Annotated in this window: 20 protein-coding genes; 8 read left to right on the forward strand and 12 right to left on the reverse strand. The window is 55.5% G+C overall.

Annotation, left to right across the window (positions count from 1 at the left end):
- Positions 1-13: 13 nt before the first annotated feature.
- The 5 genes from queE to AC2FFH_RS10350 all read right to left on the reverse strand — a co-directional run bounded on the left by queE (position 14) and on the right by AC2FFH_RS10350 (position 3,313).
- Positions 14-715, reverse strand: coding sequence for a 7-carboxy-7-deazaguanine synthase QueE (queE, locus tag AC2FFH_RS10330; protein ID WP_496766465.1), 702 nt, complete (start codon positions 713-715; stop codon positions 14-16).
- Positions 712-1,065 carry a 6-carboxytetrahydropterin synthase QueD gene (queD, locus tag AC2FFH_RS10335; protein WP_496766467.1) on the reverse strand — a complete coding sequence of 118 codons (354 nt, stop codon included), beginning with the start codon at positions 1,063-1,065 and terminating at the stop codon, positions 712-714. The genes queE and queD overlap by 4 nt, the downstream gene beginning before the upstream one ends.
- Positions 1,065-1,763 carry a 7-cyano-7-deazaguanine synthase QueC gene (queC, locus tag AC2FFH_RS10340; protein ID WP_496766469.1) on the reverse strand — a complete coding sequence of 233 codons (699 nt, stop codon included), beginning with the start codon at positions 1,761-1,763 and terminating at the stop codon, positions 1,065-1,067. The genes queD and queC overlap by 1 nt, the downstream gene beginning before the upstream one ends.
- A 129-nt stretch (positions 1,764-1,892) precedes the next feature.
- The gene (locus tag AC2FFH_RS10345; RefSeq protein WP_496766471.1) at positions 1,893-2,612 is read right to left on the reverse strand and encodes an aspartate/glutamate racemase family protein; all 720 of its coding nucleotides are present in this window, start codon (positions 2,610-2,612) and stop codon (positions 1,893-1,895) included.
- The gene (locus tag AC2FFH_RS10350; protein ID WP_496844362.1) at positions 2,609-3,313 is read right to left on the reverse strand and encodes a GntR family transcriptional regulator; all 705 of its coding nucleotides are present in this window, start codon (positions 3,311-3,313) and stop codon (positions 2,609-2,611) included. Before AC2FFH_RS10350 ends, AC2FFH_RS10345 begins: the two co-directional genes overlap by 4 nt.
- A gap of 109 nt (positions 3,314-3,422) precedes the next feature.
- On the opposite strand from AC2FFH_RS10350, the gene AC2FFH_RS10355 reads away from it, so the two are divergent.
- Positions 3,423-5,117, forward strand: coding sequence for a thiamine pyrophosphate-binding protein (locus AC2FFH_RS10355; protein WP_496766475.1), 1,695 nt, complete (start codon positions 3,423-3,425; stop codon positions 5,115-5,117).
- Here AC2FFH_RS10355 and AC2FFH_RS10360 read toward each other — a convergent pair.
- Positions 5,078-5,998 (reverse strand): LysR family transcriptional regulator, encoded by a 921-nt coding sequence (locus AC2FFH_RS10360; RefSeq protein ID WP_496844363.1) that lies wholly within the window; start codon positions 5,996-5,998, stop codon positions 5,078-5,080. The genes AC2FFH_RS10355 and AC2FFH_RS10360 overlap by 40 nt on opposite strands.
- A 99-nt stretch (positions 5,999-6,097) precedes the next feature.
- Here AC2FFH_RS10360 and AC2FFH_RS10365 point away from each other — a divergent pair, with 99 nt between their 5' ends.
- The 6 genes from AC2FFH_RS10365 to AC2FFH_RS10390 all read left to right on the forward strand — a co-directional run bounded on the left by AC2FFH_RS10365 (position 6,098) and on the right by AC2FFH_RS10390 (position 12,367).
- Entirely contained in the window at positions 6,098-7,231 is a 1,134-nt protein-coding gene (locus tag AC2FFH_RS10365; protein ID WP_496766482.1) for an enolase C-terminal domain-like protein, read from the forward strand.
- Positions 7,228-8,478: an NAD(P)/FAD-dependent oxidoreductase gene (locus AC2FFH_RS10370; RefSeq protein WP_496766484.1), complete on the forward strand. Its 1,251-nt coding sequence runs from the start codon at positions 7,228-7,230 to the stop codon at positions 8,476-8,478. Before AC2FFH_RS10365 ends, AC2FFH_RS10370 begins: the two co-directional genes overlap by 4 nt.
- Before the next feature lie 52 nt (positions 8,479-8,530).
- Positions 8,531-9,508: a TRAP transporter substrate-binding protein gene (locus tag AC2FFH_RS10375; RefSeq protein WP_496766486.1), complete on the forward strand. Its 978-nt coding sequence runs from the start codon at positions 8,531-8,533 to the stop codon at positions 9,506-9,508.
- A gap of 68 nt (positions 9,509-9,576) precedes the next feature.
- A complete protein-coding gene (locus AC2FFH_RS10380) occupies positions 9,577-10,110 on the forward strand; it encodes a TRAP transporter small permease (protein ID WP_496734651.1) in 534 nt (177 codons plus the stop codon).
- A 4-nt stretch (positions 10,111-10,114) separates the two neighbouring features.
- The gene (locus AC2FFH_RS10385; RefSeq protein ID WP_496724643.1) at positions 10,115-11,428 is read left to right on the forward strand and encodes a TRAP transporter large permease; all 1,314 of its coding nucleotides are present in this window, start codon (positions 10,115-10,117) and stop codon (positions 11,426-11,428) included.
- A gap of 6 nt (positions 11,429-11,434) precedes the next feature.
- On the forward strand, positions 11,435-12,367 hold the full coding sequence (locus AC2FFH_RS10390; protein WP_496766488.1) for a hypothetical protein: 933 nt from the start codon (positions 11,435-11,437) through the stop codon (positions 12,365-12,367).
- A 37-nt stretch (positions 12,368-12,404) separates the two neighbouring features.
- Here AC2FFH_RS10390 and AC2FFH_RS10395 read toward each other — a convergent pair whose 3' ends face one another.
- Positions 12,405-15,197, reverse strand: coding sequence for a bifunctional aconitate hydratase 2/2-methylisocitrate dehydratase (locus AC2FFH_RS10395; RefSeq protein ID WP_496766490.1), 2,793 nt, complete (start codon positions 15,195-15,197; stop codon positions 12,405-12,407).
- Between the two features lie 736 nt (positions 15,198-15,933).
- On the opposite strand from AC2FFH_RS10395, the gene AC2FFH_RS10400 reads away from it, so the two are divergent.
- On the forward strand, positions 15,934-19,617 hold the full coding sequence (locus AC2FFH_RS10400) for a DUF3857 domain-containing transglutaminase family protein (protein WP_496844364.1): 3,684 nt from the start codon (positions 15,934-15,936) through the stop codon (positions 19,615-19,617).
- Positions 19,618-19,853: 236 nt separating this feature from the next.
- Here AC2FFH_RS10400 and AC2FFH_RS10405 read toward each other — a convergent pair whose 3' ends face one another.
- From AC2FFH_RS10405 to AC2FFH_RS10425, 5 genes are all read right to left on the reverse strand, one after another.
- Entirely contained in the window at positions 19,854-20,825 is a 972-nt protein-coding gene (locus AC2FFH_RS10405) for a D-cysteine desulfhydrase family protein (RefSeq protein WP_496844365.1), read from the reverse strand.
- 55 nt (positions 20,826-20,880) lie between these two features.
- On the reverse strand, positions 20,881-21,615 hold the full coding sequence (locus AC2FFH_RS10410) for a TSUP family transporter (RefSeq protein WP_496844366.1): 735 nt from the start codon (positions 21,613-21,615) through the stop codon (positions 20,881-20,883).
- A 102-nt stretch (positions 21,616-21,717) separates the two neighbouring features.
- Complete coding sequence (locus tag AC2FFH_RS10415) at positions 21,718-22,467, reverse strand: aspartate/glutamate racemase family protein (RefSeq protein ID WP_496844367.1); 750 nt, start codon at positions 22,465-22,467, stop codon at positions 21,718-21,720.
- A 22-nt stretch (positions 22,468-22,489) separates the two neighbouring features.
- Positions 22,490-23,728, reverse strand: a complete 1,239-nt coding sequence (locus tag AC2FFH_RS10420; protein ID WP_496844368.1) for an NAD(P)/FAD-dependent oxidoreductase — start codon at positions 23,726-23,728, stop codon at positions 22,490-22,492.
- A gap of 4 nt (positions 23,729-23,732) precedes the next feature.
- Positions 23,733-25,946 carry a TRAP transporter permease gene (locus AC2FFH_RS10425; RefSeq protein WP_496844369.1) on the reverse strand — a complete coding sequence of 738 codons (2,214 nt, stop codon included), beginning with the start codon at positions 25,944-25,946 and terminating at the stop codon, positions 23,733-23,735.
- Positions 25,947-25,965: the final 19 nt, after the last annotated feature.

A 25,965-nucleotide genomic window follows, 5' to 3' on the forward strand; every position in this document is an offset into this window, starting at 1 on the left:
ATCTCTCCTGCGGTCAGACGCCGCGTTTGTTGCCCCAGATCAGCACGTGTAGCTGGGGCAGAATGCGAGGCGCGAACCAACCGGCATTCAAAGTCTTGTCGATCAGCCATTCCATACGGCCGGTGGCATTGGTCAAATCAACCGGGCTGGCCGGATCGGTTTCCGGGTTACCGGGTTGAAGGTACAGCGGAAGATCCGGATACCGGTCGGCTACGCTGCGTGCCCAGCTGAAATCCGTGTCGTCAAAGATCACGATCTTGAGGACAGTCTGCGCAGGGCGCACGTTGAGGCAGGCGTCAAACGCCGTCCAATCCATATCCTCCCCACTGCTGGGTGGTTTCGGGCTGAGAACCAGCATAGCAAGGTCGGCAAACCACGGCTTTGCGATTGACCCTTGGGTTTCGCATGCAAAGGTATAGCCTTCCGCTTTGCCTTGCTGGATCAAAGGGCCAAAATCCTGAATGGCAGGATTGCCGCCAGACAGGGAAACAGTCAGAGGCCGCCCGCCTGACAAACGCTGAACCTCGGACCAGACGGCCTGCGTGTCCATTGCTGCCCAATCGTGGCGATGGGCGCTGTCGACAGCATGGAGGCTGTCGCACCAGCTGCACCGGAAATCGCACCCGCCCGAGCGTACAAATACCGTCGGCTGACCGATCAGCGCGCCTTCGCCCTGTACCGTGGGGCCGAATATTTCAGATATTCTAAGGGTCATGGGCGATACTCGGCCCATGTCTTGGGCGTTTCGGACACTTTCACCGCTGCGGTTTCGGGCCAGCGGACCGCGCACCAGTCAAAGAAGTGCCGCGCAAGGTTCTCTGCGGTCGATACGACGTTCAGCACATTGTTCAGGTGCCGGTGGTCGAATTCATCGTCGATATAGGTCTTAAGCGGTTTCAGTTCGTGGTAGTCCCGCACGAACCCATCCGTATTCAAATCGCGCCCGGCCAATTCGACCACGACAATATAGTTATGGCCGTGCATCCGGGCACATTGGTGATCATCGGCCAAGTGGGTCAACTGATGTGAGGCGGAAAAGTGGAACTCCTTAGTAATCCGGTACATCAGACACTTGCTCCTGCGATGGCAGATTTCCAGAACTCGGCGTCGTCGTACTTGGTTGGATCGGGCACTCCGGCCAGCTCGAACGCCTCGCGCCGTTCAACACATGTTCCGCATCGGCCACAATGCAAATCGCCGCCTTTGTAGCAGGACCACGTCTGATCGAACGGGGTGTCCACGCGCGCGCCTTCGCGGACAATATCGGCTTTGCTGCGGTGCACGAATGGCACATGCAGCACCACATCCGCGTAGCCGTCCAACGCCGCGCGCTGCATGGTGTCAAACGCATCTGTGAATGCCGGGCGGCAATCGGGATAGATGAAATGGTCGCCGCCATGCACAGCAGTAGCAACCGCATCATCCCCCTGCGCTGCTGCCACACCATAAGCGATGGTCAGCATGATCGCATTACGGTTGGGGACAACCGTGACCTTCATCGTCTCTTCCGCGTAATGCCCGTCAGGCACGTCCACGTCGTCGGTTAAGGCCGAGCCCGTCAGCGACGCGCCGACAGAACGCAGGTCAATAACGTGATGGGGCACGTCCAGCCTCTGCGCGCAGAGGGCAGCGAAGGTCAGTTCTTTGGTGTGGCGTTGGCCATAGTCGAAAGACACAAGCCGCGAGAGGTTTCCTTCCGCGGCCAGCACATGGGCAAGCGACACGGAATCCAGTCCGCCGGAGCAGACCAATGTAGTTTTCATGTTTTCAGTCCTTGTTTTGATAACCGGGTAGGCTGCGACCGGCGGGCGGGACGCTTACGGTCTTTTTCCGGTAAGCGCAATGCACGAATTGGTGGGCAAAAGAGACCTTAGGCCTGACCGCCGCGCCCTTTAGGGATTGGGAAAGCGCGGCGGCACAAGTCCGGCTTGAAACCAACTGACCAATGTCACAATGGAAAAGACGGGCAAACCGGTTGCGCGCTGAATATCTGCCGCGTATGGGCACATATTCGTGCATTCCAGCACGATCGCGCCAAGGTTCGGATTTTCAGACTGCAACGCAAGCGCGGCATCAACGTTATCGGCACGGGCCTTGTCGACATCCAGGCTAAGTTCGTTCCCCAGTATCGCACGGGTAAATTCGCGCCCGCCTTCGGTGGAACCGATAGGTGTATCGTCCGGAACCTGAGCGGTGCGCAGATGTTCACGGGTCAAAGTGGAGGCGGAAATGGTCAGAACCCCTGCGCGTTTTCCGGCCGGAAGGATACCGTTCACCATCTGCACCTGCATCAAAGATGAGGTCACAACCGGAACCGGTACAGCCTCGGACAGCTCTTTCTGAAACAGGGACAGAAACCCGCAATTGGTAGTAATGCCGTCTGCGCCGTCCTTGACCAGTTCTCGCGCGGCATCAATGAACGCGTCCAACATGCCCTCGGCCCGGTGCCGAACGACCAGGTCCGGCGAGGCATCCCGAACAATGCGATAGAGCACCGGAAAAGGCCATGTCAGCGCATTTCCCATATCACCGGGGATGCGTGGGAATTGGGCGTCCAGCATCAGTATGCCCACCGACGCTCCGTAAATGGATTTACCACCTTGGGCGATCATCCGTGCGCCTCCTCGATAATGCGGGCCGAGATGTCTTCGGACCGTTCCATGTAGATGCTGGATATCCCGTGGCGCACGGCGTCCTGCACCTGATCCATTCGTTTGGAAATATGGGCACCCAGTACGCGCGCGGCCTCATCCGCGTCGCGATCCAGCAAGGCCTGCATGACCCGTTTATGTTCATCTTTCGAGCGTTGAACCCGATCCAAGCTCATGGAAACCCAGCGGATATATCGGATGCGTTCGTTGATCCGGGTCAGGGTTTGCACCAGTTCGCAGTTGCCCGATAGCCTGGCAATGCCCAGATGAAAGGCCTCGTCCTTGCCGACGGCTTCTTCGACGGTCAGGCCGGTGATGTCGATGCCGGTGGCGTAAAGTTCATTGCGAAGTGATTGAAGGTCAGCGTCTGACGCTTTTTCGCAGGCACTGCGCGCGGCAGCAGATTCGATGATTTGGCGCAATTCGAACAGATCAAACACGCTCTGGGCGTCGAGCGGGCGGCAGAAAAAGCCCTGACCGGGGCGAAAGTCGAATAAGCGCTCCGCCACCAATCGGTTTAAAGCTTCGCGCAGGGGGGTTCGGCTGACACCCAATTCTTTCGATAGTGCCACTTCATTCAATCGATCACCCGGCCGCAGGCGAAACGAGACGGCCATCGCCTTTACCTGTTCATAGATGTCGTCAACGCGTGGACCCGCCATAAGTACTGCCTTTTTCGTTTTCCAAGGCGTGCCACAGGTCGTTCTTGAAATCAATATACAAAACTGTATACAGTTCTGTGTGCAGAATGAAATCAAAGGAAACCCAGCCATGACCGGGACGAATTATCTGACAGGAGCCGAAGCAATGGTGCGCATGTTGGAAGCACACGGCGTGAAACACATGTTCGGCCTGTGCGGTGATACAACGCTGCCCTTCTATGACGCGTTAGCGCGGATGGATCATGGTATTCAGCACATACTGACCCGGGATGAACGTCACGCGGCCTATATGGCGGATGGATACGCACGCGTCACTGGCAAGCCGGGCGTCTGCGAAGGCCCGTCCGGAGGCGGAGCGACTTACATACTGCCGGGGGTGATTGAGGCCAGCGAAAGCTCGGTTCCCATTCTGGCGATCACCTCTGACGTGGCAACCACAAGCCGCGGGAAATACCCGTTGACCGAATTGGATCAGGCTGCACTGTTCAAGCCGTTGGCAAAGTGGAACGCGTCACTGGACGACGCCTCTCGTTTGCCTGCGATGGTGAGGGCTGCGTTTCGTGCAATGACGACCGGAACACCGGGCGCCACACATCTGGCTCTGCCCTTTGATACGCAAAAAGGGCCAGTGGACGAAGCTGAGGTTTGGGCAGATGCACGCCACCGCAGCTATCCCGCCGAACGGGCTGGACCGGATCTGGATGCCATTGAAGCGGCCGCGGATATCCTGGCCAAAGCCAAATCAGCAGTTATCGTTTGCGGCGGCGGGCCGGTTCTGTCCGGGGCCGAAGAGGCATTGCACCGTGTTGCCAACCTGTTGGATATCCCAGTTGCCACAACAGTTTCCGGTCAGGGCTCCATTGCCGAAACGGACCCGCTGGCCTTGGGCGTCGTTGGCTCGAACGGTGGTGTTCCGGCCACGCGCGCCATTGTGAATCAGGCCGATGTGGTCATATTTGTCGGATGCCGCGCGGGGTCGGTCACGACCGAACGCTGGCGCAGCCCCGGGCGGGATGCCACCATCATCCATATAGACAGCGACCCGATGGTGATCGGTGCAAATTATCAGACCGAAGTCGCCATTTGTGCCGATGCCCGTTTGGCGTTAGAGGCTTTGGCGCGGTCGCTTGAGACGCGGCACGATCTGCCAGACTTTGGCGGAGCGGCCCAAGCCCGTGCCGCCTGGGAGGCCAAGTTGCAAGCGTTCGCTCCGCTCGCAGCAAGTCGCGAAACTCCGATCCGGCCCGAAGCCGTTATGGCGGCTCTTGCAGACATTCTGGACGATGATGCGATTGTCGTCGCCGATCCGGGCACCCCATGCCCCTACTTCAGCGCCCATTACCGCTGGCGCAAACCGGGGCGGCACTTCATCACCAACCGGGCGCATGGCGCGCTAGGATATTCATTGGGTGCCGCCATGGGGGCGCATGTGGGTAGGCCATCGGTCAAGACACTGTCCGTTATGGGGGATGGGTCGTTTGGATTCACTTGCGGTGAGTTTGAAACGATGGTGCGGCACAAGATGCCGATTACCTCGATCGTATTCTCGAACTCGGTATTTGGCTGGATCAAAGCGGGTCAGGATGCAGGCTTTGGGCAGCGTTACTACAACGTCGACTTCAATCGGACCGATCACGCCGCTGTTGCTTCGGCGTTTGGGGTCAAATCGTGGACGGTGAAGGACCCGGACGATTTGCGCAAAGTGTTGAAGCAGGCTGTCGAGTATGATGGCCCAACGCTGGTCGACATTCACTCACAACAGCTTCACGAAGCTGCGGCACCGGTGTCGGAATGGGTGGCATAGGACGCGATGGACGGGGTCAGTTGGGCCAGAAACTCTTGCGCAATCATCGATAAAGGGCGTCCTTTGGCGGTGATTATTGCAAGATCCAGCGTGACTGCCGGTGTGAAAGGGCGGGTTTGATATCCGCCCTCTTCATCGAAGGTCACTGTGAACGGATCAATCATCGCGACGCCCATACCCTGTTTGACAAAGCTCAGCAGGTTTTCCGACAAATGCGTGTGTATTCGCGTCTGCCAGGTACGCTCTGCAGTCTGAAAAATGTCACGGGTTCTGCGATGGGTTTGGTGTTCGGGGCCCATGACGATGAACGGCTCATTCTCCAACAGCTCTGGTGTCAGAACGTCATAGGTCGCCAAATGGCTACCCTCGGGGAACGTAGCCATCGTTTCAAATTGGAAGACCTGAAAGTTCAGCGTGTCATGGAGTATTGGCATCTCGACGATGCCGATCTCGAACAAGCCCGAGGTTACCCACTCCTGTATTTTCGAAGAATACTGAGACTGAAAGCTGACGGACAGATTGGGGCGCGATTTGGCAAAACGGGCAATCTCTCGCGGCATGAAACCAAATGAAAGAAGATGGGGAGCAGCAACCTGCAATTGCCCGGGATGCTTGTTCTGCAGGTCCGATACGGCCTGCGCGACATGGTCCAGCCCGCGGACCACGGTATCGACCTCTCGATACAAAAGCTCTGCCTCTGGCGTCGGCAAAAGACGTCCTTTGTTGCGTTCGAACAAGGGCAGCCGGGCCTCGCGTTCCAGCTGGGCCAACAGATTGCTGATACCCGGTTGCGAGATTCCCAGAACCGACGCGGCCCCAGTTACGGTACCCGTTTCCATGATGGCGTGGAACGCCTGCAACTGACGAAAGCGCAGAGACATAGCTTACCCTATCATTTCTTATGATGGACTTACGAAAACATAGTATTTGAAATGATATGCCGGTCAAGGCAGGCTTCCGCCTATCGCTGGGGAGAACGAATGGGCGATCTGACACAACAAATCATAGGTTACGACCTGTGGCATCTTGAACTGCCCGTCACATCTCGCCGGGACCACGGTATCGGATCTGTCGAAGGTGTGTGCGAGGTCGTTGTCCTGCGCCTGACGTCCGAGGATGGCAGCCAGGGATACGGCGAAGCCTCACCCTGGTCCGTATTCACCGGAACGCCCGAAGCAACTTACGCTGCATTGAATAGGTATCTGCGTCCGTTGGTGATGGGGGCGAGGGTTGCTGACAGAGCCGCTATCATGGCGCGTGCTGCATATGCGGTTGCGCATTGCACCGAGGCTAAAGCGGCACTGGAAGCTGCTCTACTTGATTTGACGGGCAGGATCAGCGCCGTTCCGGTCTGGGCGCTGCTGGGGGGCAAATGCCGCGACGCGATCCCGCTCAGTTGCTCTGTCGCCAACCCTGATTTTGCTCAGGATACCGATCTCTTGATCCGTTTGCAGGACGACGGCGTGAGGATCGTGAAGTTGAAGACTGGGTTCAAGGACCATGCTTTCGATATCATGCGGCTCGAGTATTTGGCGAAGCACTACCCACAGTTCTCGGTGCGTGTGGACTATAATCAGGGTCTGTCGATTGAGGACGCACCAGCACAGGTGCGGGACGTCGCGCAGTTTGATCCGGATTTCATCGAACAACCGGTCCGCGCACATCATTACGGCATGATGGCGAAGCTGCGGCAAATGACGGATGTGCCGCTACTCGCTGATGAAAGCGTCTTTGGCCCCGAGGATATGGAACGCGCTGCAAGGGAAGGGATCTGCGACGGTGTCTCGGTCAAAATCATGAAATCCGGAGGATTGACGCGCGGGCAAACGGTCGCTCGCATGGCCGCCGCACACGGCCTGAGTGCTTATGGCGGAGATATGTTCGAGGCAGGTCTGGCACATTTGGCAGGCACTCACATGATCGCCGCCACACCGGAAGTCACGCTGGGCTGCGAGTTTTATCAGGCCTCTTATTTCTTGGCAGAAGACATTCTTGAGGAGCCTTTCGAGGTGAAAAGGGGCCAGGTCATAGTCCCTGACACACCGGGTCTTGGAGGGAAGCCGGACGAGGCAAAGCTGAACCACTATGCTGTTTCCAAAGCGGTGGCGGCATGAGCGAGAAAAAGACCATTGCCATTATCGGTGCTGGTATCGTTGGTGTCTCGACCGCCGTCTGGCTGCAACGTGACGGACATAACGTCATCCTGATCGACAAGGCCGGCCCCGGAGAGGGCACCTCGCATGGCAATGGGGGTGTGCTGGCCTCTTGCTCGATTATTCCGGTCACGGTGCCGGGGCTTTTGAAAAAAGCGCCCAGGATGCTGTTTGACCCGTCGCAGCCTTTGTTCATGAAATGGGGCTATGTACCCAAGCTGTTGCCGTGGTTGACGCGCTATCTGAAACACGCAAACGCAGATGACGTCGAACGTATCGCGGCCGCACTAACCCCCATAGTCGGAGACAGCCTGAACGATCATCAGGCCCTGGCTCAGGGTACGGCCGCCGAGAAATGGATTGTGCCATCCGACTACCTGTTCCTCTACGAAAACCGCAAGCATTTCGAAGGCGATGCCTTTGGTTGGGGTGTTCGGCGCAAGCTCGGTTTCAAATGGGAAGAACTAGAGGGGGCCGCATTCCACGCCTACGACCCGATCTACAGCAAAGATATCGGGTTTGCTGCCAAACTTTCTGATCACGGACACATCACCGATCCTGGGCGGTACGTGAAAGACCTCGCCGCACATGTCGAGGCCAACGGCGGCAGGGTCATCCGTGCTGCTGTTGAAGATGTCGTACACGATAACGGCAAGGTCACCGGCGTGCGCACCGCTGGTGAGACAATTGCTTGTGACACTGCCATTGTCACTGCGGGCGTCTGGTCCGGGCCTTTGGCCAGCAAATTGGGCGTTTCTGTTCCTCTGGAGACAGAACGTGGTTATCATCTTGAATTGGTGGAACCTTCCGCGATGCCAAAAAGTCCGGTTATGGTTGCTTCGGGCAAGTTCGTCGCCACGCCGATGGATGGCCGCATTCGGCTGGCCGGGATTGTCGAATTCGGCGGGCTGGACGCGCCGCCTTCGAGGGCGCCGTTCGAACTGATGCGCAAGAATGCCCGGGCGGCCTTTCCGGGCGTGACATGGAAGGACGAAGTAGAATGGATGGGGCACCGACCCGCACCGGCAGACTCGATCCCGATCATCGGCGAAGTGCCGGGAATTGACGGAGCATTTATGGGGTTTGGCCACCATCATATCGGTCTGACAGGCGGGCCAAAAACAGGACGTCTGCTGGCGCAGATGATCGCGGGCAGGACCCCAAACGCAGACATGAGCGTCTATGCGCCGTCTCGCTACGCGACTTAAGAAATGTCCGGTAACACAAGCCGGCAAAACAAAATTAAACAGGGAGAAAAAGATGAAGAAATTGACAAGCCTTCTGGCGGCAACCGCTTTGACAGCCGCAGCAACCGCACCGGCGATGGCCGAGAAATGGGATATGCCGATGGCGTATTCGGCATCGAACTTCCACTCGGCCACGGGTGCCGAATTTGCCAAATGCGTGACCACAGGCACCGGGGGCGAGGTTGAAATCGTCACGCATCCGTCCGGGTCGCTGTTCAAAGGCGCCGACATCAAACGTGCCATTCAGACCGGTCAAGCACCGATTGGCGAGCGTCTGTTGTCCGGTCACCAGAATGAAAACGCGCTGTTTGGGTTCGACTCAATCCCATTCCTGGCAACGTCATTCGATGACAGCGCCAAGCTTTGGGAGGCCGCAAGACCTTCGATTGAAAGTCTGCTGGCCGAACAGAACCTGACGTTGCTTTACGCCGTGCCATGGCCGCCGCAAGGACTGTACTTTAAAGACGAGGTGAACTCGGTCGCCGACATGGAAGGCATCAAGTTCCGGTCTTACAACAATGCCACGTCGCGTTTGGCGGAACTGACCGGCATGCTGCCTGTGACAATCGAAGCCGCTGAAATCAGCCAGGCTTTTGCCACTGGTGTCGCGGACTCGATGGTGTCGTCGGGTTCGACCGGGTATGACCGCAAAGTATGGGAAAGCCTGAATTATTTCTACGAAGTGGACGCGTGGCTGCCACGCAACTACGTCATGGTCAACTCAGACATCTGGGCTGGTGTTTCTGATGCCAACAAGAACGTCATCAAGGGCTGTGCAGAGCTTGCTGAATATGCCGGCAATTGGCGCGCCAAGGAATACACCGGATTTACCCTGCAAGGCCTACGTGACGGCGGCATGACAGTCGGTCCGGCGTCCGAGCAGATGACCAACGAGTTGAAAGAGATCGGTGTCACTATGACCAATGAGTGGCTTGAAGCCGCAGGCGACGAAGGCAAGGCCATCGTCGATGCGTTCAATTCGTCTCAGTAATTGGCCAAAGATGGGCGGCGGATCAACCTGCCGCCCGTTTCCATAGAATAACTAATAGTGGGGACAGCATGGCGGCACTACGAGGGCTCAGGTCCGTATTGGATTTCATTTATCAGGCAGCAGGGGTTCTGGCAGCACTTAGCCTGATTGCTATTTTGGTGCTGATCGTTGTGCAAATGCTGGCCCGCTGGACCGGAGAGGTTTTCCCGGGCGCGCCCGACTATGCGGGCTATGCCATGGCTGCCGCGTCCTTTCTGGCCTTTGCCAATGCGCTGAACCGAGGCAGCCACATTCGCGTGTCGATCCTGCTGAATGCGGTCCCCGACCGGGTGCGCCGCATCCTTGAAATATGGTGTTTTACAGTGGGCGCGGCGGTAATGTGGTACTTTTGCTGGTACGCCTACCGCTTTGTTTACTGGAGCTGGAAATTCAACGATGTTAGCCAGGGACAGGACAAAACCGCGCTTTGGATTCCGCAGTCAACAATGCTGATTGGCGCAGTCATCCTTGCAATCGCCCTGACCGATCATCTGATCCACGTCGTTTTTAAGGGCGATCACCGCATCGTCCGTGATCTGGCCGATCAGAGCCACGGGGAGTGAGAGCATGGAAAACGTATCAGTCATCATCCTCTTCCTCTTTGTTCTTTTCACTCTGCTTGGCACCGGTGTCTGGGTTGGCCTTGCCCTTATGGGCGTCGCGTGGGTCGGGATGGAGCTTTTCACGACACGCCCTGTCGGAGACGTGATGATCACGACCATCTGGTCGGCCTCATCGTCATGGACACTGACCGCGCTGCCGATGTTCATCTGGATGGGCGAAATCCTGTATCGAACGCGATTATCCGAGGATATGTTCAAGGGACTTTCGCCTTGGATGGCACCTTTGCCCGGTGGTTTGGTGCACACCAACATTGTCGGCTGCACGGTGTTTGCCGCTGTTTCTGGGTCGTCAGCCGCCACCCTGACGACTGTGGGTAAAATGTCGATCCCGGAACTGAGGAAACGCAACTACCCCGAACGGATGATAATTGGTACGCTGACCGGCGCTGCGACACTGGGCCTGATGATCCCGCCCTCTTTGACGTTGATCGTCTATGGTGTGACTATCAATGAATCGATCACCAAGCTGTTCTTTGCAGGCATTCTGCCCGGATTGGTGCTTGCGACGATGTTCATGGGATACGTCGCAATTTATTCGAAATTCGGGAAAGACTGGAACCCAAACAGCGAAAATAAGCTGAGCTTTTCTGAAAAACTCAAGAACTCACGCTTTTTGCTGCCGGTAATCCTGCTGATCATGGTGGTGATCGGGTCAATGTATCTGGGCTATGCCACTGCAACCGAAGCCGCCGCCTTTGGCGTGATCGGTGGTCTGTTGCTGGCCGCAGGGCAGGGGTCCCTGACTTGGAAAACATTCACTGAAAGCCTGATGGGTGCCACCCGGACCAGTGCGATGATCGCTCTGATCTTGGCAGGGGCTGCGTTCCTATCGCTGTCCATGGGTTTCACGGGTCTGCCGCGCGGCCTGGCTGATCTAATCGCCGGGTGGGAGCTGACGCGGTTTGAGTTGCTGATGGTTCTGCTGGTCTTCTACATCATTCTGGGCTGTTTTCTTGACGGCATTTCCTCGGTTGTATTGACCATGGCCGTGGTGGAACCGATGATCCGGGACGCGGGTATCGATTTGATCTGGTTCGGTATCTTTATCGTGGTTGTCGTTGAAATGGCGCAGATCACACCACCAATCGGCTTCAACCTGTTCGTGATGCAAGGCATGACGAACCATGAGATGAGCTATATCGCCCGCGCGGCAATCCCTATGTTCCTGATCATGGTGGTGATGGTCTTCGTCTTGATCTGGTTTCCGGATCTGGCCACCTGGCTGCCGGAAAACCTAAGGCAAAGCCCGGGCGGGTAGGGGGCTTTGAACCCACTTCATCTGGCGGCGCGTAACGGTCCTTATGTTTTGGTCGCAGGGCTGGCCGCCGGATTGCTGCTGCCCGCGCTGGCCGAGCCGATGCGGGCAGTATTGCCGCCGCTTGTCGCACTACTGCTGTTTCTGACGGTCCTTAGAATTGAGCCTGCTTTGTTGTTGGGTTCCTTGGTCGATTTACGCCAGGTGGCAAACACAGTGATCGCATTCCAGCTGGTTTTACCGCTACTAGTTGTGACTATTGGCATAATCGGTGGGTGGACCGGTACGCCGGTCTTTTTGTCTCTGCTGATCATGGCCGCGGCTCCGTCCATCTCGGGAAGTGCCAACATGTGCCTGATGATGGGACATCCGGCGGAGCACGCTATGCGCCTGATGGTGATAGGGACCGCCGTATTGCCGCTGACGGTGTTTCCCATCTTCGTTCTGATGCCCGAGTTGGGAGACTTTCAATCCGTTCTGATCACCGTCTTGCGCCTGTTTTTGACAATTGCGGGGGCGACTGTTGCAGCCGTGTTGTTGCGCCTCGCGTTTCTGAGAAACCCGTCACAAACTACCCTCAAAAATCTTGAAGGGTTGGCAACGATCACCCTCGCTGTCTTTGTGATCGGCTTGATGCCGTCGGTGACCGCGACTGCGCTTGTTGATCCCGGGCTTGCGGCCTTTTGGGTGGGGTTCGCATGTCTGGCCAATTTCGGCGCGCAACTGGTGATGTATTTTCTGACACGCAACCGAGTGGCTGCCGACAAAGCCACCGCTTTGTCCATTGTCGCCGGAAACCGGAATGTCGCGATTTTCCTGATTGCGTTGCCACCCGAGGTAACGGCGCCACTTTTGGTGTTCATCGGGGCCTATCAGATCCCGATGTACCTGACCCCCATTGTAATGCGCCGTTTTTACCAAGCGTCGGGCAGTTTGGGGTAAAGCGGGCGCGGCAACATTCGCCGAGCCCGCTATTGTATTAGAAATGCACCGAGCGGGCAGTACCGGGAACTTCCATCGGTGGTGCAAACTTGGTCAGGTCGATGCCTTCGACCGCGACCTTATATTCCTCCAGCGTCGGCGTACGACCCAGAATGGCTGACAGAACAACAACCGGGGTTGAACCCAGAAGGGATTCACCCTTCTTTGTCTCACTGTCCGCTACAACACGGCCTTGGAACAGACGGGTGGACGTTGCCAGAACGGTGTCGCCTTTGGCTGCTTTTTCCTGGTTGCCCATGCAAAGGTTACAGCCCGGGCGCTCAAGATAGAGGATATTCTCGTACTCGGTCCGAGCGGTTTGCTTGGGGAACAGGTCATCGAATTCAAAGCCCGAATACTTCTGCAGAATTGCCCAATCACCTTCTTCCTTCAGCTCATCAACGATGTTGTACGTCGGTGCAGCAACAACAAGCGGGGCCTTGAATTCGACTTTGCCATACTCGTCTTCGAGATTACGCAACATCTGGGCCACGATCTTGATGTCGCCCTTGTGCACCATGCAGGAGCCCACAAAGCCCAGATCAACCTTCTTTTCAGCAGCGTAGTACGAGATCGGGCGGATCGTGTCGTGGGTATAACGCTTGGACACATCGGCATTGTTCACATCCGGGTCGGCGATCATCGGTTCGACGATCTGATCCAGATCCACGACGACTTCGGCAAAGTATTTGGCGTTGTCATCAGGGCGCAGGGCCGGTTTTTCACCCGAGCGAATTTCGTCGATACGTTTGTCCGCGATGTCGATCAGGCCCTGCAGCATCTGAACATCGTTATCCATGCCTTTCTCGATCATGATCTTGATCCGCGACTTGGCGATTTCCAGCGATTCAATCAGCGTATCGTCGTTCGAGATACAGATCGACGCTTTGGCCTTCATCTCGGCCGTCCAGTCGGTGAAGGTAAAGGCCTGATCCGCCAGCAGCGTACCTATATGAACTTCGATGATCCGGCCCTGGAAAACGTTGTCGCCGTGCTGCGCCAGCATCTGAGCTTGCGTCGCGTGCACCACGTCACGGAAATCCATGTGCGGTGCCATTTCGCCCTTGAACGTCACCTTGACGGATTCCGGGATAGGCATTGTCGCCTCACCCGTGGCCAGCGCCAGTGCAACCGTGCCCGAGTCCGCACCAAAGGCCACGCCTTTGGACATCCGCGTATGGCTGTCGCCGCCGATGATGATGGCCCAGTCATCCACGGTGATGTCGTTGAGCACCTTGTGAATGACGTCTGTCATCGCGTGGTACACGTCCTTGGGATCACGCGCAGTAATCAGGCCGAATTTGTGCATGAACGCCATCAGGCGCGGGGTGTTGGCCTGCGCCTTGAGGTCCCAGACCGAAGCTGTGTGACAGCCGGACTGATAGGCACCATCGACACTGGGTGACAGGACGGTGGCAGCCATAGCCTCAAGCTCCTGACTGGTCATCAGACCGGTGGTGTCCTGAGAGCCCACGATATTGACTTTGGCGCGCACGTCAGAGCCGGCATGTAACACTTTGCCCGGGGTCGCACCGCGCGCATTGGCATTAAAGATCTTTTCGACGGCCGTCAGTCCCTGACCTTCATGGCTGACTTCCTTCGCCGGGGCGAAGGCCGATTTCAGCTCGATGCCCAGTGTCTCACATGCAAATGTCTGCAGTTTTTTGCCAAAAACGATGGCATAAGAGCCGCCGGCTTTCATGAACTCCATCTTTTGCGGGGTGAATGAGCCGGCCATGTCGACCAATTCTTCACTGCCATCCGCGCTATAGAGCTTTTTCTTTTTCGTGTTGATGGTCAGCACGGTGCCGGTCTCAACCGAATAGCGCTGTTCCAGAATCGGGTTGCCATCGTTGTTGAGGATCGCCTTGCCATCCTCGTCCACTTTCTTGACCCAGTTCTTCAGGTCGACACCAATACCACCGGTAACGCCCACGGTTGTCAAAAAGATGGGCGAAATGCCGTTTGTGCCGGCCACGACCGGTGCAAAATTGACGAAAGGTACGTACGGGCTGGCTTGCTTGCCGGTCCAAAGCGCCACGTTGTTGACACCCGACATCCGCGACGAACCAACACCCATAGTGCCTTTTTCCGCAACCAGCATCACGCGCTTGTCGGGGTGCTGCAGCTTCAGCGCTTCAATCTCTTTTTGTGCGGCCTCGGAAATCAGGCATTTGCCATGCAACTCGCGGTCGGAACGCGAATGCGCCTGATTACCCGGCGACAGAAGGTCAGTGGAGATGTCACCCTCGGCTGCAATATATGTGACAACTTGGATTTCCTCGTCCACATCAGGCAGCTTGGTGAAAAATTCAGCCTTGGAGTAGCTCTCAAGGAGATCCGCAGCGATCTTGTTGCCCGCCTCATAGGCAGCTTTCAGACGGTCCGTGTCCGCCTCATACAGAAAGACCTGAGTTTTCAGAACCTCGCCCGCCTGAACCGCTATGTCTTGCTTGTCGCCCAGTGCAACATCCAGAAGCACGTCAACCGAAGGTCCGCCCTTCATGTGGGACAGCAGTTCGAACGCGAATTCGGGCGAGATTTCCTCAACAGTTACCTCGCCGACGATGACGGACTTCAGGAACGTTGCCTTCGCACCCGCAGCACTGGTTGTGCCAGGCAACGTGTTGTAAATCAGGTAGTGCAACGAATCTGCACGATGCGGATGACCGGTATCCTTGATTTGTTCGATGATTTCCTCGACCAGCGCACCATCGTCGATGGGTTTTGGGCTAAGCCCTTGTTCTTTGCGCGTTTCAATTTCATCCAAGTAATCTGAATACTGGCTCATGGCTGTTTCCGCTTTGTGTGAATCTGCTGCTGTTGAGAGGCGTGGGGCAATTCGCTCGATCGTATTTGTATGCACCGGTATACATTTGTTGCGGAGGTTTCAAGGTGCCACCGTGGAAATTTGCAGGTACTGTATACTTCTATGCTTGGTTCCAACCTTGACCAATGGTCGCAAATACAAACCTAGCCTTTTCCTAAACTCGCTGGAACCTAAGGGCCGGGGCTTGGTGCTTTCAATTGTGCCGTTTGATAGAGCGCCTGCGGGCCACCAAAATTTCATTCGCGACGACGGCATGGATCACACGTTGATCCCTGCACAATCTCGACGTTTTGGTCGAAAGCTCGCGGTTTGAAGAACGGATGGGTGGAGCCACGCGGCTGTATGTGATCCTTCGATGCACCTTCCTACGAACGGGCAAAGGCTTCCGTAAAGCCGCCGAAGCGATCCGTATCCTGCATCGGAATAACATGTACCTCAACACGAACGTTCACGTTGTTCATCAGTAATTCGGCTGTTTCCATTAACTCAACTTTGATGGTGTGGTTAGCGTGGCATAAGCGTTGGCATCAGGTTCGTCGTAGTCGGTGCGCGGGTCAGCATTTGGGCGATGCTCGGAACCGCGTTGTTGACTGCATGCAACGGTGCGTACAGTCACGCCAGTCGCAACTAGCGGCAAACTCCCGTACGGTCGATCATTGAGCCTTCACAAAGCGATTACGTTCGATTTCACCAATAAATGTCGTTCTTACAGTGCACAGCATTGGTCGAAATGGGCTCTCCATACAGCTTCGCCGCTCGACGCACGAATGCGTACTGTCTGAGTCCGCGCCTTCCACGTTACCGACCGGGAACTGAAAAAGGGGGGGCGAACTTCAGCTGGCTCTATATTTTTACGGCGATCAACCAAATTGGAGTGGAGAGAGAAACCGCAATTGATGGCGGGCTGCAAGAGGTCAAAACAACGCCTGACACTACACCAGAACCATATTTTTGCCATGAATGTTCAATCTTTTGGCGAGTATTGAATTTGTTGGGAAATACTATTGTGAACGCGATTCATTCGGAGCTGGTGCCAGCACCAAGCAATTCGTCAATACTGACCCTTGAAACCGAACTGACGAGCGAAGTTCGTTCTGAGCGGTGTCGGCTAGATGCGCGAAGAGGGTTCAAGCAGTTTCTTCTATTGGCAATAGCGGTGGGATGTCTGGCAGTAATATTTCTAGCCGAGCTTCTGGGGGGCTTTGTCGCGGCCTGGAATTCCGGGCTTGACCTGAGCACCGCTGGAGCCAAACTCTGGGCTCCAATCCCGCTTGGTCTATTTTGTTTTTTTCTCGCGCGGTCACACGCATTGAGTGCTGGAAGTCTATGGGCGGTTTGGAGGGGCCGCGCGACTGTAATTCTCAGGGCGGCTGAACTCCATGGTGGCAAAACGCAGTACACTGTCAAGAAAGACTACGTCGAAGCATTTGAAGCCCACCAGACAGAGGCTTGGCATTTTTCACATGTATCAAAACCAATTCACGTTGGGCGGTTTGTGATCTGGAAAAGAGCGAGCTACGGATTGTTTTTTCTTCCAATGCCTTCGGATGAAGACGCTAGAGAGCTCGTGAAGAAGGTGAAAGAGGAAAGCAGGGCGAAGAATTCCAGCGGTTTTGACCCAAAAAACGCTCCGATAGAAGCCAAACACCAGTATATATCCGCGACCGCAGCCTTTCATGCCTTGGAAGGGCTATCCAAAAAACTGGGGACACCCTGTCCCGCCTGGTTGGACTCAGTCTTCAACTATTTGGCGTATGCATGGATTTCGGGTCTCTCTATTTTTCTCTTTATTGTTTTGTTGACCGGGAAGTCATTGGATGCGGGTTTTCCGTTGTTTAATCAAATCGGTGTCATATTGCTGTTTGTCGCGATGACCACAGCAGCGGTAAATGATTGGCCCTATCTGCCAAAACTGCGCCATCTTCACTATTACCGTCACGGGCTTTTACGAGGCTTCGATTGGGGGCCGACGGCAGTGAGTTGCGACAAGGCGGCCATTGAAATCTGGCGCGAAGGTAAACGATTGCGCCTCGATTGGTCTGCGGTTCGTGCCGTTCATATTGAAAATGACCTGACCATTGTCGAAACGAAGGATGATCAGTTGCATGTTGTTCCAGAAATACCCACCGCGGTAAATCTTCTTTCCGCCTACAGAGTGTCTCAGGGGCCGGGTCCATGGTCAGACAACAAACGAACGGCTGCGCCGAAAGTTGAGAAAAAGAAGTGGTGGCAATCCACATTCGCCAACATTGCAATTTGGGTCATCGTCTTTCTTGTCATACTGGGCTTGTTTAATTTGGCTGGAGCCAAACCTGCATCAGCAGAATTGCTACGCGACAAAAACCTACCTGAGTGGCACGAGGAGGTTTCGCAGCGGGATCGAGAAGCGGCATTGCATGCTGATACATCTGTAAGTCTCCCAATTCACGACGAAAAAATCCGAGTCGAAAACAACGGATATCAAAGAGTCAGGCAGAGCTTCTTTGCCGTGCATGATCGTTCAACTCTGGAACTTTATGGCGAGGTCCAATTGCTGGTGGACCCGAATTTTGAGCGTGCCACTCTTCATCGATTGCAGATCCACCGAGATGGTTTAGTGATAGATCAACTCGACTTGCCGTTCGAAGAACTCCGGCGCGAACCAGAGCTCAGCTCAGGTGTGATGCTGGGCGACATCGAGTATTTCGGTCAGATCGCGGATCTTCGTGTTGGTGACACCGTCGAAATGATCTGGTCGATCACTGCCACCACACCCGTTTTCCCAAACCAGTTTCACTATCGATCAGACGGGCTCAGAGACTGGGGTTGGGAAAAGAGGCGCACGTCCATTGACTTGCCCGCTGCAACGCGTTTCGAGCTGAACCATACGGATGAGTTCGATGTTCAGCGCGAAGAGGCTGCCGGCAGGACGATCTTGAGTTGGTCCTTGGAAAAGGCTGAAGAAGATGACAGAAACACACGCTCTGCGGATGATTGGGATGTCTCCAACGATGGGTTGCAGCTCTCGACCTTTCAGGATTGGTTTCAGATCGTTCAGGGACTAACCGGCGACTACAAACCCAGACCGGACTTATTGCCCGGTGACCTGATCAAACTGCTTGATGAAATGCTGGAGCAGTCCGAAGATCCGCAATGGCGCGCGACGCAAGCTTTGCGTTTGGTACAGGACCGGGTCCGGTATTTCAGCGTTTCAATTGGTGAAGGCGGCTGGATACCTCGATCCCCCGACGAAGTCTGGCTGAGCGCATATGGCGATTGCAAAGACAAGGCGCTTCTTCTGATTTCCATGCTGGCCTATTTGCAGATTGAGGCCGATGTCGTTCTCGTCGACCACGACATCGGGCCTGCTTTGCCGCGCATGTTACCTTCACCGTTTATCTTTGATCACGCCATAGTACGTGTTCGCGATCCGCAAGGTGACTGGTTTGTTGATGCAACCGATCTACTGCAAGGCGGCGTAGGTCGGGCGATCCCATTGAAGGATTTTGCCTGGGGCCTGCCACTGGCAGAGGACAGCACCGGACTTGTTGAAGTCGTAACGAATCTTTCTAATGAACCGGCCCGAGAGGCTGTACAGGAATATGTGTTCTTGGATGAAGGCCCGATTGCCGCCGTACTCAATGTTACAGACACATGGCGGGGTGTCGAAGCGGACAACATGCGCTGGCGCTATGACGGCGAGGACATGGAAGACCGGCGCAAGCAATATGAAAAGTGGTACGCCAAACGGTTTCCCGGAGCCACGCACTCAGAGGTAATGATCATTGAGGATGATCTGGACGCCAATGTTTTTCAGCTCGTCCAGCGCTACACGTTGCCGCGCGAGGGGTTTGAAGAAAAGGAACTTTGGAACAAACTGAACCATTATGGCTACGCTATTTCGGACGAGCTTTATGAATTTGATGACGATGAGGTGCTTGAAGGGCAATCTCGCGTAAACGCTCCGATGCACAACGTCCATAAGATCGTGATGCGCAATGTTCCCGCCCCAATCAAAAAGCCCAGTTCGCTTGAGTTCGAAAATGACTTTATTAAATTCGAGACCGGCGGCGAGTGGGATGAGGCGGGGGCAACCTGGACATACCAGTGGAATCTCAAAACAAAACAAACAACGCTTAAGCCAGGTGACGAAGAGGCATGGCGAGAAGCCGAAGATTACGTGGACAATAACGATGGGTACTACGTCTACTTGCATCGTCGGCTATTTGAAGTCGTGGAAGAAAAACCGATTTATTTGGGCCTGAATGCGACGCAGTTGATGATTTTCCCAGTCTTCTTGATAGTTGCAATGCTCATGCTGTTTTTCTTTCGACAAGGAATACGAGCGGAGGTGCTTGCCGCGAAAGCCAAGCAAGAAGAGCGTGAGGGTTGCGCACCCTGACGCCGCTACTGTTGGGCTAAAAACTGATGAACCCACCGCGTCGTTTTTCACTCTACTTGTGAATATTGCTTAGCAATTTGCCCCCGATTTCGGGGGGCAGATTTTTGACGCCTGCGATATTCCTCAGTAGTTGGACCGTTTTGCGGGCGGCTCAGGTTTCAGCACCTGTAGCTTTTGTTTGGGCACCAAAGATGCAGGCAAGCAAGTTACTGAAACGTATATGGGCTACGAATGCTTCAGGTCGGGCTGTCCATCAATTCACTTTGATATCCGAAGAGTGCAGGCAGCCCGCCTGTGTGCAGCAGAATGACTTTCTCCGCCGACTTGATCTTTCCGCTTTCTACGAGGTCCAGCAAGCCAGCGAATGTCTTTGCAGAATAAACGGGGTCAAGGAAAACCCCCTCGACCTGGGCCATCTTTTTCAATGCAGCGCGCGTGGTTGCATTTACTTTGCCATATCCCGGCGGCAAGGCCTCATCAAAAACATCGATCTTGTCCTGTAGAAGTCCTGCGTCGATATCCAGCAAGTCCGCAAGTTTTTGCAGAACGACCTTCATTCGGGCCTGCTGCTTTTCACGATCTCTGCGCACACAAATCCCATACACCGAAGCAGTGCTTTCTTCTAACGCCAGACCGGTCAGCAGTCCGCCATGCGTGGCACCGCTACCCGAGGGGACGACGACCGCGTCGAAATCCGGCATCTGTTGACACAATTCCTGCCCGGCCACAACGTAGCCCAAGGCACCCAAGGGCGGATGGCCCAGCCCCAGATGAATAACGTACGGTTTGTGACCTTTGGCTTTCAATTCAACTGCGCGCGCATGCAGCGCTGCGTCAGCTCCCGCTTCGTCTTCTCCTACTGGGTAACTCATATGCTCGGCACCCAGGATTTGCGCCAGCAGCACGTTCCCGGACGAATAGTACTCCGCCCCCATGTCAGAGACACGCTCTTCCAACTGAAGCACGGATTGCATGCCCAGTTTGGCTGCGGCAGCGGCCGCAGAACGAACGAAATTGGATTGAACGGCGCCGGTGATCAGAATGGTATCAGCACCTTGTTGACGCGCATCTCCGAGATAAAATTCAAGCTGCCGTGTTTTGTTGCCACCAAAACTAAGCCCAGTCAGATCATCACGTTTCAGCCAGAGATCGATACCCAGTTCTGCCGACAAGTTGTCCAGACGCTCCAAAGGAGTTGGGCCGGACATGAGTTGCGCGCGTGGAAACCTGTGCAGATTATCGTTTCGTGTCATTGTGTAACCTTCAAGACCAAGCCAATAAATGCGCGCGATAGAACAAAACACAGCAGGCAATCAGGGATACCACGCGGATCACTGTTATGACCACCGACTGTGGTAAGTAAGGGCCTGCCGAACGACCAAGTAGGCTGCCGATCAGAGTTATCGCAACGAACCCCAGTATTTGCGGTTCATATGAGATTGCCTGCGCTTTGGACAAGCTGTGCAACAAAAATGCGATGCCATATGCCACCAGCGCTATCGGTTGAACCAACTTGGCCACCTCTTTGGCGGAACGACCCTTTGCTATCAAACCGAACACCATTAGAGGGCCCGGTGTCGCCGCCCAAACAGTCGCAAGCCCAGACAGTCCTGTAACGACTGAAAACCCTGCGTTGCCAATGGATCCCCGCAAGGGAAGCAAGGTCGTAATCAACCCGATCAGCAGTAGACACGCCGTCAGGGCAAGAACAAATGCTTCGCTCAAAAAAGGATACACGACAAGGCCAGCGGCCACTCCGACGCAGCATCCAATGACCGCGGTGCGGATTAGTTGACGGTTGTTTTTTAGAATATGCCGGTCTGTCGCTACCAATGAAACAAACGTATTCAACAAGAGTAAGACTGGAACTGCCGTCGACGTGCCAAGCAAAATCATCATGGGCGGTCCAGCGATGATGCTGAACCCGATACCAACTCCGACTTGCAGCATTGCGCCAAGGCAGATGGCAATCATTAGGAATGACAGGTCGACGGACACTCAAAACTCCTATGGATCAAGGCAATGTCGCAAGGCCTCAGATATTCCGAGGTCCCCGCCAGCGTCCATTCTTTTTCTCTTTCAGTAACCGCTTTGGTACGGTCAGCGCTGCCACGGCATCAGTCCCGAGTATGGCACCCGGGTCGTCACAGCGTGCGCCATTTGCGCCAGTGTGGTCAGGTCAAAGACAGGAAGCTGCAGTTCTTCCTGAAGCCGCGATGCGTAAGGCGGCAAGTCCGTGCATTCCAAAACCAACGACCGAATGTACGGAGCTTCAAGAACCAGATTACGGGCCGCATCCAAGACCTCCGTCTCGATCAGATCCGTGTCCATCCGGGTCCGTGTGTTCCGCAAGATCACTTCGGCGAATTCTGTGGTATCTTCCAATCCCTTCACGGCCACAGGAACACCTGATGCACCGACACCTTCGAAATGCCGGGGCGTCAATGCGGATGCATCTGCGGTTAGCACGCCCACTGGCGCGTTGGTCCCGGTCATGTGAAAGGCCAGCGGCACCTGGATCAGGCTGGAGGCAAAGACAGGCACTGAAACCGCAGCTGCCAATTCTTTTTGAAACAAGGCTAGAAAGCCGCAACTGCCTGTGATGGCTCGCACGCCTTCAGCCTCAAGCCGCTTGGCGCCTTCGACGAACGGTGCCAGTAACTCGGGCGAAGGGTTGTTCAGCAAGGTTGGTACCGTCACACCGTCGATCATCTCATACAGAACCGGAAATGGCAGGCTGGAAGGGTTCTTGATATGGCCCGGTGGTTTTGGAAAATAGCTTTCAAGGCACAGAACACCAATTGACGCCCCGCAAATGTTCTGACCACCGTTGTAGATTGGCATAGTCATCGGATCCTTCTGATTTGAAACTTTAAAACCGGGCCAGAGAAAACGGAGCCAGATCGATGTTTGGGCTGCTACCGGAAACCAGATCGGCCACAAGCTCGCCGGTCTTTGGGGCCATCATCAGCCCATAGTGAGAATGTCCGAACGCGGTATAGAGCCCTTCCCGCCCGTTAACTGGTCCGATCGCCGGCAAACTGTCCGGAAAGGACGGGCGTCGACCCATCCAAAATTGTGCCTCGCCTGTATTGAGGCCGGGCACCATGGCCTTGGCTTGTTCGGTCAGGATTTTTTTCTTGCGTGGATCAGCGGGCGCGTCGACGCTACCAAATTCGGCCGTGCCAGCGACTCTCAGACCGTCCTGCATCGAACTTGCGACCACCTTTGCGTCTACATCCATGACCGAATTGTTCAATTGGGCCGAGGGCTTAGGGAATTCGACATGGTAGCCCCGTTCGGCCACAAGCGGCACAGGCATCCCCAATGGTTTCAGCAGGTCGGCGGACCACACACCGGCCGCGAGGATGATGCTGGCAGCACGCATCGTGCCCTGCGAGGTTGTAATCTGCCAACCATCATCTTCAGCCGGTGTCAGTTTGGTGACTTCGGTTTGTACTATTTCGGCGCCTTGCGCGCGCGCTTTTTCAGCCAGAACTGCCCCCACACGTCCTGGTGAGGTTACGCGTGCCTGACCTTTGATCACGATCGCGGCTTTGAATTCCTCTGACAGTGCGGGTTCCAGGCGGCGCAACTCGGCACCATCGATCAGCTCCAGATCGCCTCCTTTCTCCTGGCGGATCAGATATCCAAGCCCATTCAGATCAGCCTGCTTCCGATGGCGAAATGCGTGAATATAGTAGCTGTCGGTGATCAGATTTTCGTGCCCGGTGCCTTGAAGATGACGACGATAAAGGTCGATGGAAGGGCGGCACAAAAGCTCCATCGCGTCCGAGATTTCACGCACTGACCTTTCGCCGGAGTTTCCCAAAAACCGCAGGCCCCAGGGGATCATTTTTGGCCAGTAACTGGTTCTGACCGAAAGCGCGCTTTTAGGGTCCAGTAGCATCTGGGGCAGAGATTTCCAAATGCCTGGCATCGCTTGCGGAATGATTGACCACGGCGACACTACACCTGCATTCCCGAAAGAGGTTTCCTGCCCCGGTAGACCGCGGTCAATCAGCCGAACAGAAATTCCGCGCTCTTGTAGCGACAAAGCGCAACAAATGCCGACGATCCCTGCGCCGATGATGGTCACTTGATCTGTCATGGTTTCACGCCGGAGAGTGACTGCGGTTGCGGGCAATAAGTTGGGTGACGATGACAGGTGATGCCACGGCCAGCGCGATAAGATCAGCAGTCAGGCTGGGCGCGACAAAGATTATCCCAGCGATGGCCATCAGAATGCGTGATGCGATATTCAGCGGGCTCAACCAATACCCGACCACGGCTGCTGACAGGGCAATAACCCCGGCGATGCAACTGGTCGCAGTATAGGTGAACTCCCACAGGTCAAACCCGGTTGAAGACACGAATAGCAGCACCGGCGCATAGACAAAGGCCATGGGCGCGATCACTTTGCCCAATCCAAGGGTGAAAGCAGAAAGACCAGTTCGGAACGGGTTTGAGTTCGCAATGGCAGCCGCGGCATAGGCTGAAGTACAGACCGGTGGTGTAATCTCGGACACCACACCGTAGTAGAGCACGAAAAGGTGGCTGGCGATGGGTGGAACACCCAGTTGCGCCAGCGCAGGCTGCGCCACTGACACCAGCATGATATACAGCGCGGTGGTCGGAATGCCCGCGCCCATCAGGATACAGACGACGGCGATGAACACCAATGAGATGAACAATTGTAAGTCTTCCATCGCAAAGAACTGGAAGCTGCCGAACGAGATCATGTTGTACAGATCCGATGCCAGGTTGCCTGCGCCCTGTGTAACCATGAAACCGATGCGGAACCCGATGCCAGTGGTGTTGATCACGCCTACCACGATACCGACCGCAGCAGCGGCGGCGCCCACGGCCAGCGAGTATTTCACACCCAATTCTACCGCCTGTAGCATCTCGGGCACTTCGATGCGTTTCTGAGGGTTCATAGTTGCGACCACCGTCAATCCGCACAGGATTGTTGTCATGGTCAGGTCAAAGCCGCCGTCTGAGAACTTCCACAGTACAAAACTGAGGAACGCTGCCGCATAGATCAGCGTCGGAGGCAGCCTCAAGCGCGACATGCCAGCGATTACCGCAAGTGATATGCCGCAGAAGGCCGACATGAAGGGCGTGTAACCCGTGAACAGAACCACTAGCAGGCCGATCAGGGGCACTATGTTGGCCCAGCCTTCCGCCCAGACGGCTTTGAGCTGCGGCAGTTGCTCTTTGGTCAGACCTTTGAGATTTAGCTTGCGTGCCATCAGGTGCACGACAGCAAAGACGCCAACATAGTGCAGGAATGCTGGGAAGATCGCAGCAATAACGATGGTGGTGTAGGGAACCTCAAGAAACTCTGCCATGATAAAGGCAGCGGCACCCATGATCGGCGGAGTGATCTGACCACCCGCCGAGGAAGCAGCCTCGACCCCACCCGCAAAATGGCCGGGGTATCCAAGGCGCTTCATGTTGGGAATTGTCAGCGCGCCGGTTGATACGGTGTTGGCCACCGAAGAACCCGAGATCGTGCCGAAGAAGGCCGAGGATACCACCGACACTTTTGCCGGACCGCCAGTATAGCGGCCCGCCAAAATGGTGGCGTTATCGATGAAAAGTTGCCCCAACCCGGTGCGTTGCGCGATCACGCCAAACAGCACAAAGTGGAAAACGATTGTCGAGACGACCCACAACGTGACGCCGTAGATGCCCTCCTGCGGGAAGTACATCGACGAAACGAAGGTTTTGAAGTTCACGCCAGGATGCTGCAACAATCCGGGGAAATACGGCCCAAGCAAAGCGTATGAGATAAATACGCAGATGATCAGCGGCAGAACCCAACCAAGCGTGCGGCGTGCGATGTCCAGCACCAGCAGGATGATGATCACACCCAAAATCACGTCATAACTGTTGGGGTTACCCATACGGAAGGTCTGTTCCTCAATCCCAAGAAACGGAATGCCACGCCAGGCGACGCCCACATACAGCGCCGCAATGATCCCAAGGGCCATGAAGACCAGATCGTAAAGAGGGATGTTGCCAATCCGGAACCTACTGACCTTTAGCGCGTAAAGGCTTTTGGCCCCGATAATCGGGATCGTCGCGTAGACTAGAATGAACAGCAGTGCCAGATAGATGCCCATGTGCCAGTGATCTGCCGGCAGGCCAAAACCGGCCGTGAAGAATTCGTAAAACGCAAAAATCAGGGCCACAACACGCAGGACCTTGCCAGTTGTCGGCGTAACCTGCCGGACGGCGGCACCCTCGTCGAACTGTTCTTCGATAGCCGCTAGTTCTTCGGCTGTGAGTTCGTGGTCATCAAGATTTTTAGTCGTGGACATGATGGCCCCCTGATTTCGC

Source organism: Ruegeria sp. YTSC003 (assembly GCF_059609785.1).

Excerpts from the sequence above, each read along its gene's own strand:
- queE (WP_496766465.1), bottom strand. The coding sequence starts at position 715 with ATGACCCTTAGAATATCTGAAATATTCGGCCCCACGGTACAGGGCGAA.
- queD (WP_496766467.1), bottom strand. The coding sequence starts at position 1,065 with ATGTACCGGATTACTAAGGAGTTCCACTTTTCCGCCTCACATCAGTTG.
- queC (WP_496766469.1), bottom strand. The coding sequence starts at position 1,763 with ATGAAAACTACATTGGTCTGCTCCGGCGGACTGGATTCCGTGTCGCTT.
- AC2FFH_RS10345 (WP_496766471.1), bottom strand. The coding sequence starts at position 2,612 with ATGATCGCCCAAGGTGGTAAATCCATTTACGGAGCGTCGGTGGGCATA.
- AC2FFH_RS10350 (WP_496844362.1), bottom strand. The coding sequence starts at position 3,313 with ATGGCGGGTCCACGCGTTGACGACATCTATGAACAGGTAAAGGCGATG.
- AC2FFH_RS10355 (WP_496766475.1), top strand. The coding sequence starts at position 3,423 with ATGACCGGGACGAATTATCTGACAGGAGCCGAAGCAATGGTGCGCATG.
- AC2FFH_RS10360 (WP_496844363.1), bottom strand. The coding sequence starts at position 5,998 with ATGTCTCTGCGCTTTCGTCAGTTGCAGGCGTTCCACGCCATCATGGAA.
- AC2FFH_RS10365 (WP_496766482.1), top strand. The coding sequence starts at position 6,098 with ATGGGCGATCTGACACAACAAATCATAGGTTACGACCTGTGGCATCTT.
- AC2FFH_RS10370 (WP_496766484.1), top strand. The coding sequence starts at position 7,228 with ATGAGCGAGAAAAAGACCATTGCCATTATCGGTGCTGGTATCGTTGGT.
- AC2FFH_RS10375 (WP_496766486.1), top strand. The coding sequence starts at position 8,531 with ATGAAGAAATTGACAAGCCTTCTGGCGGCAACCGCTTTGACAGCCGCA.
- AC2FFH_RS10380 (WP_496734651.1), top strand. The coding sequence starts at position 9,577 with ATGGCGGCACTACGAGGGCTCAGGTCCGTATTGGATTTCATTTATCAG.
- AC2FFH_RS10385 (WP_496724643.1), top strand. The coding sequence starts at position 10,115 with ATGGAAAACGTATCAGTCATCATCCTCTTCCTCTTTGTTCTTTTCACT.
- AC2FFH_RS10395 (WP_496766490.1), bottom strand. The coding sequence starts at position 15,197 with ATGAGCCAGTATTCAGATTACTTGGATGAAATTGAAACGCGCAAAGAA.
- AC2FFH_RS10400 (WP_496844364.1), top strand. The coding sequence starts at position 15,934 with ATGTCGTTCTTACAGTGCACAGCATTGGTCGAAATGGGCTCTCCATAC.
- AC2FFH_RS10405 (WP_496844365.1), bottom strand. The coding sequence starts at position 20,825 with ATGTCCGGCCCAACTCCTTTGGAGCGTCTGGACAACTTGTCGGCAGAA.
- AC2FFH_RS10415 (WP_496844367.1), bottom strand. The coding sequence starts at position 22,467 with ATGACTATGCCAATCTACAACGGTGGTCAGAACATTTGCGGGGCGTCA.
- AC2FFH_RS10420 (WP_496844368.1), bottom strand. The coding sequence starts at position 23,728 with ATGACAGATCAAGTGACCATCATCGGCGCAGGGATCGTCGGCATTTGT.
- AC2FFH_RS10425 (WP_496844369.1), bottom strand. The coding sequence starts at position 25,946 with ATGTCCACGACTAAAAATCTTGATGACCACGAACTCACAGCCGAAGAA.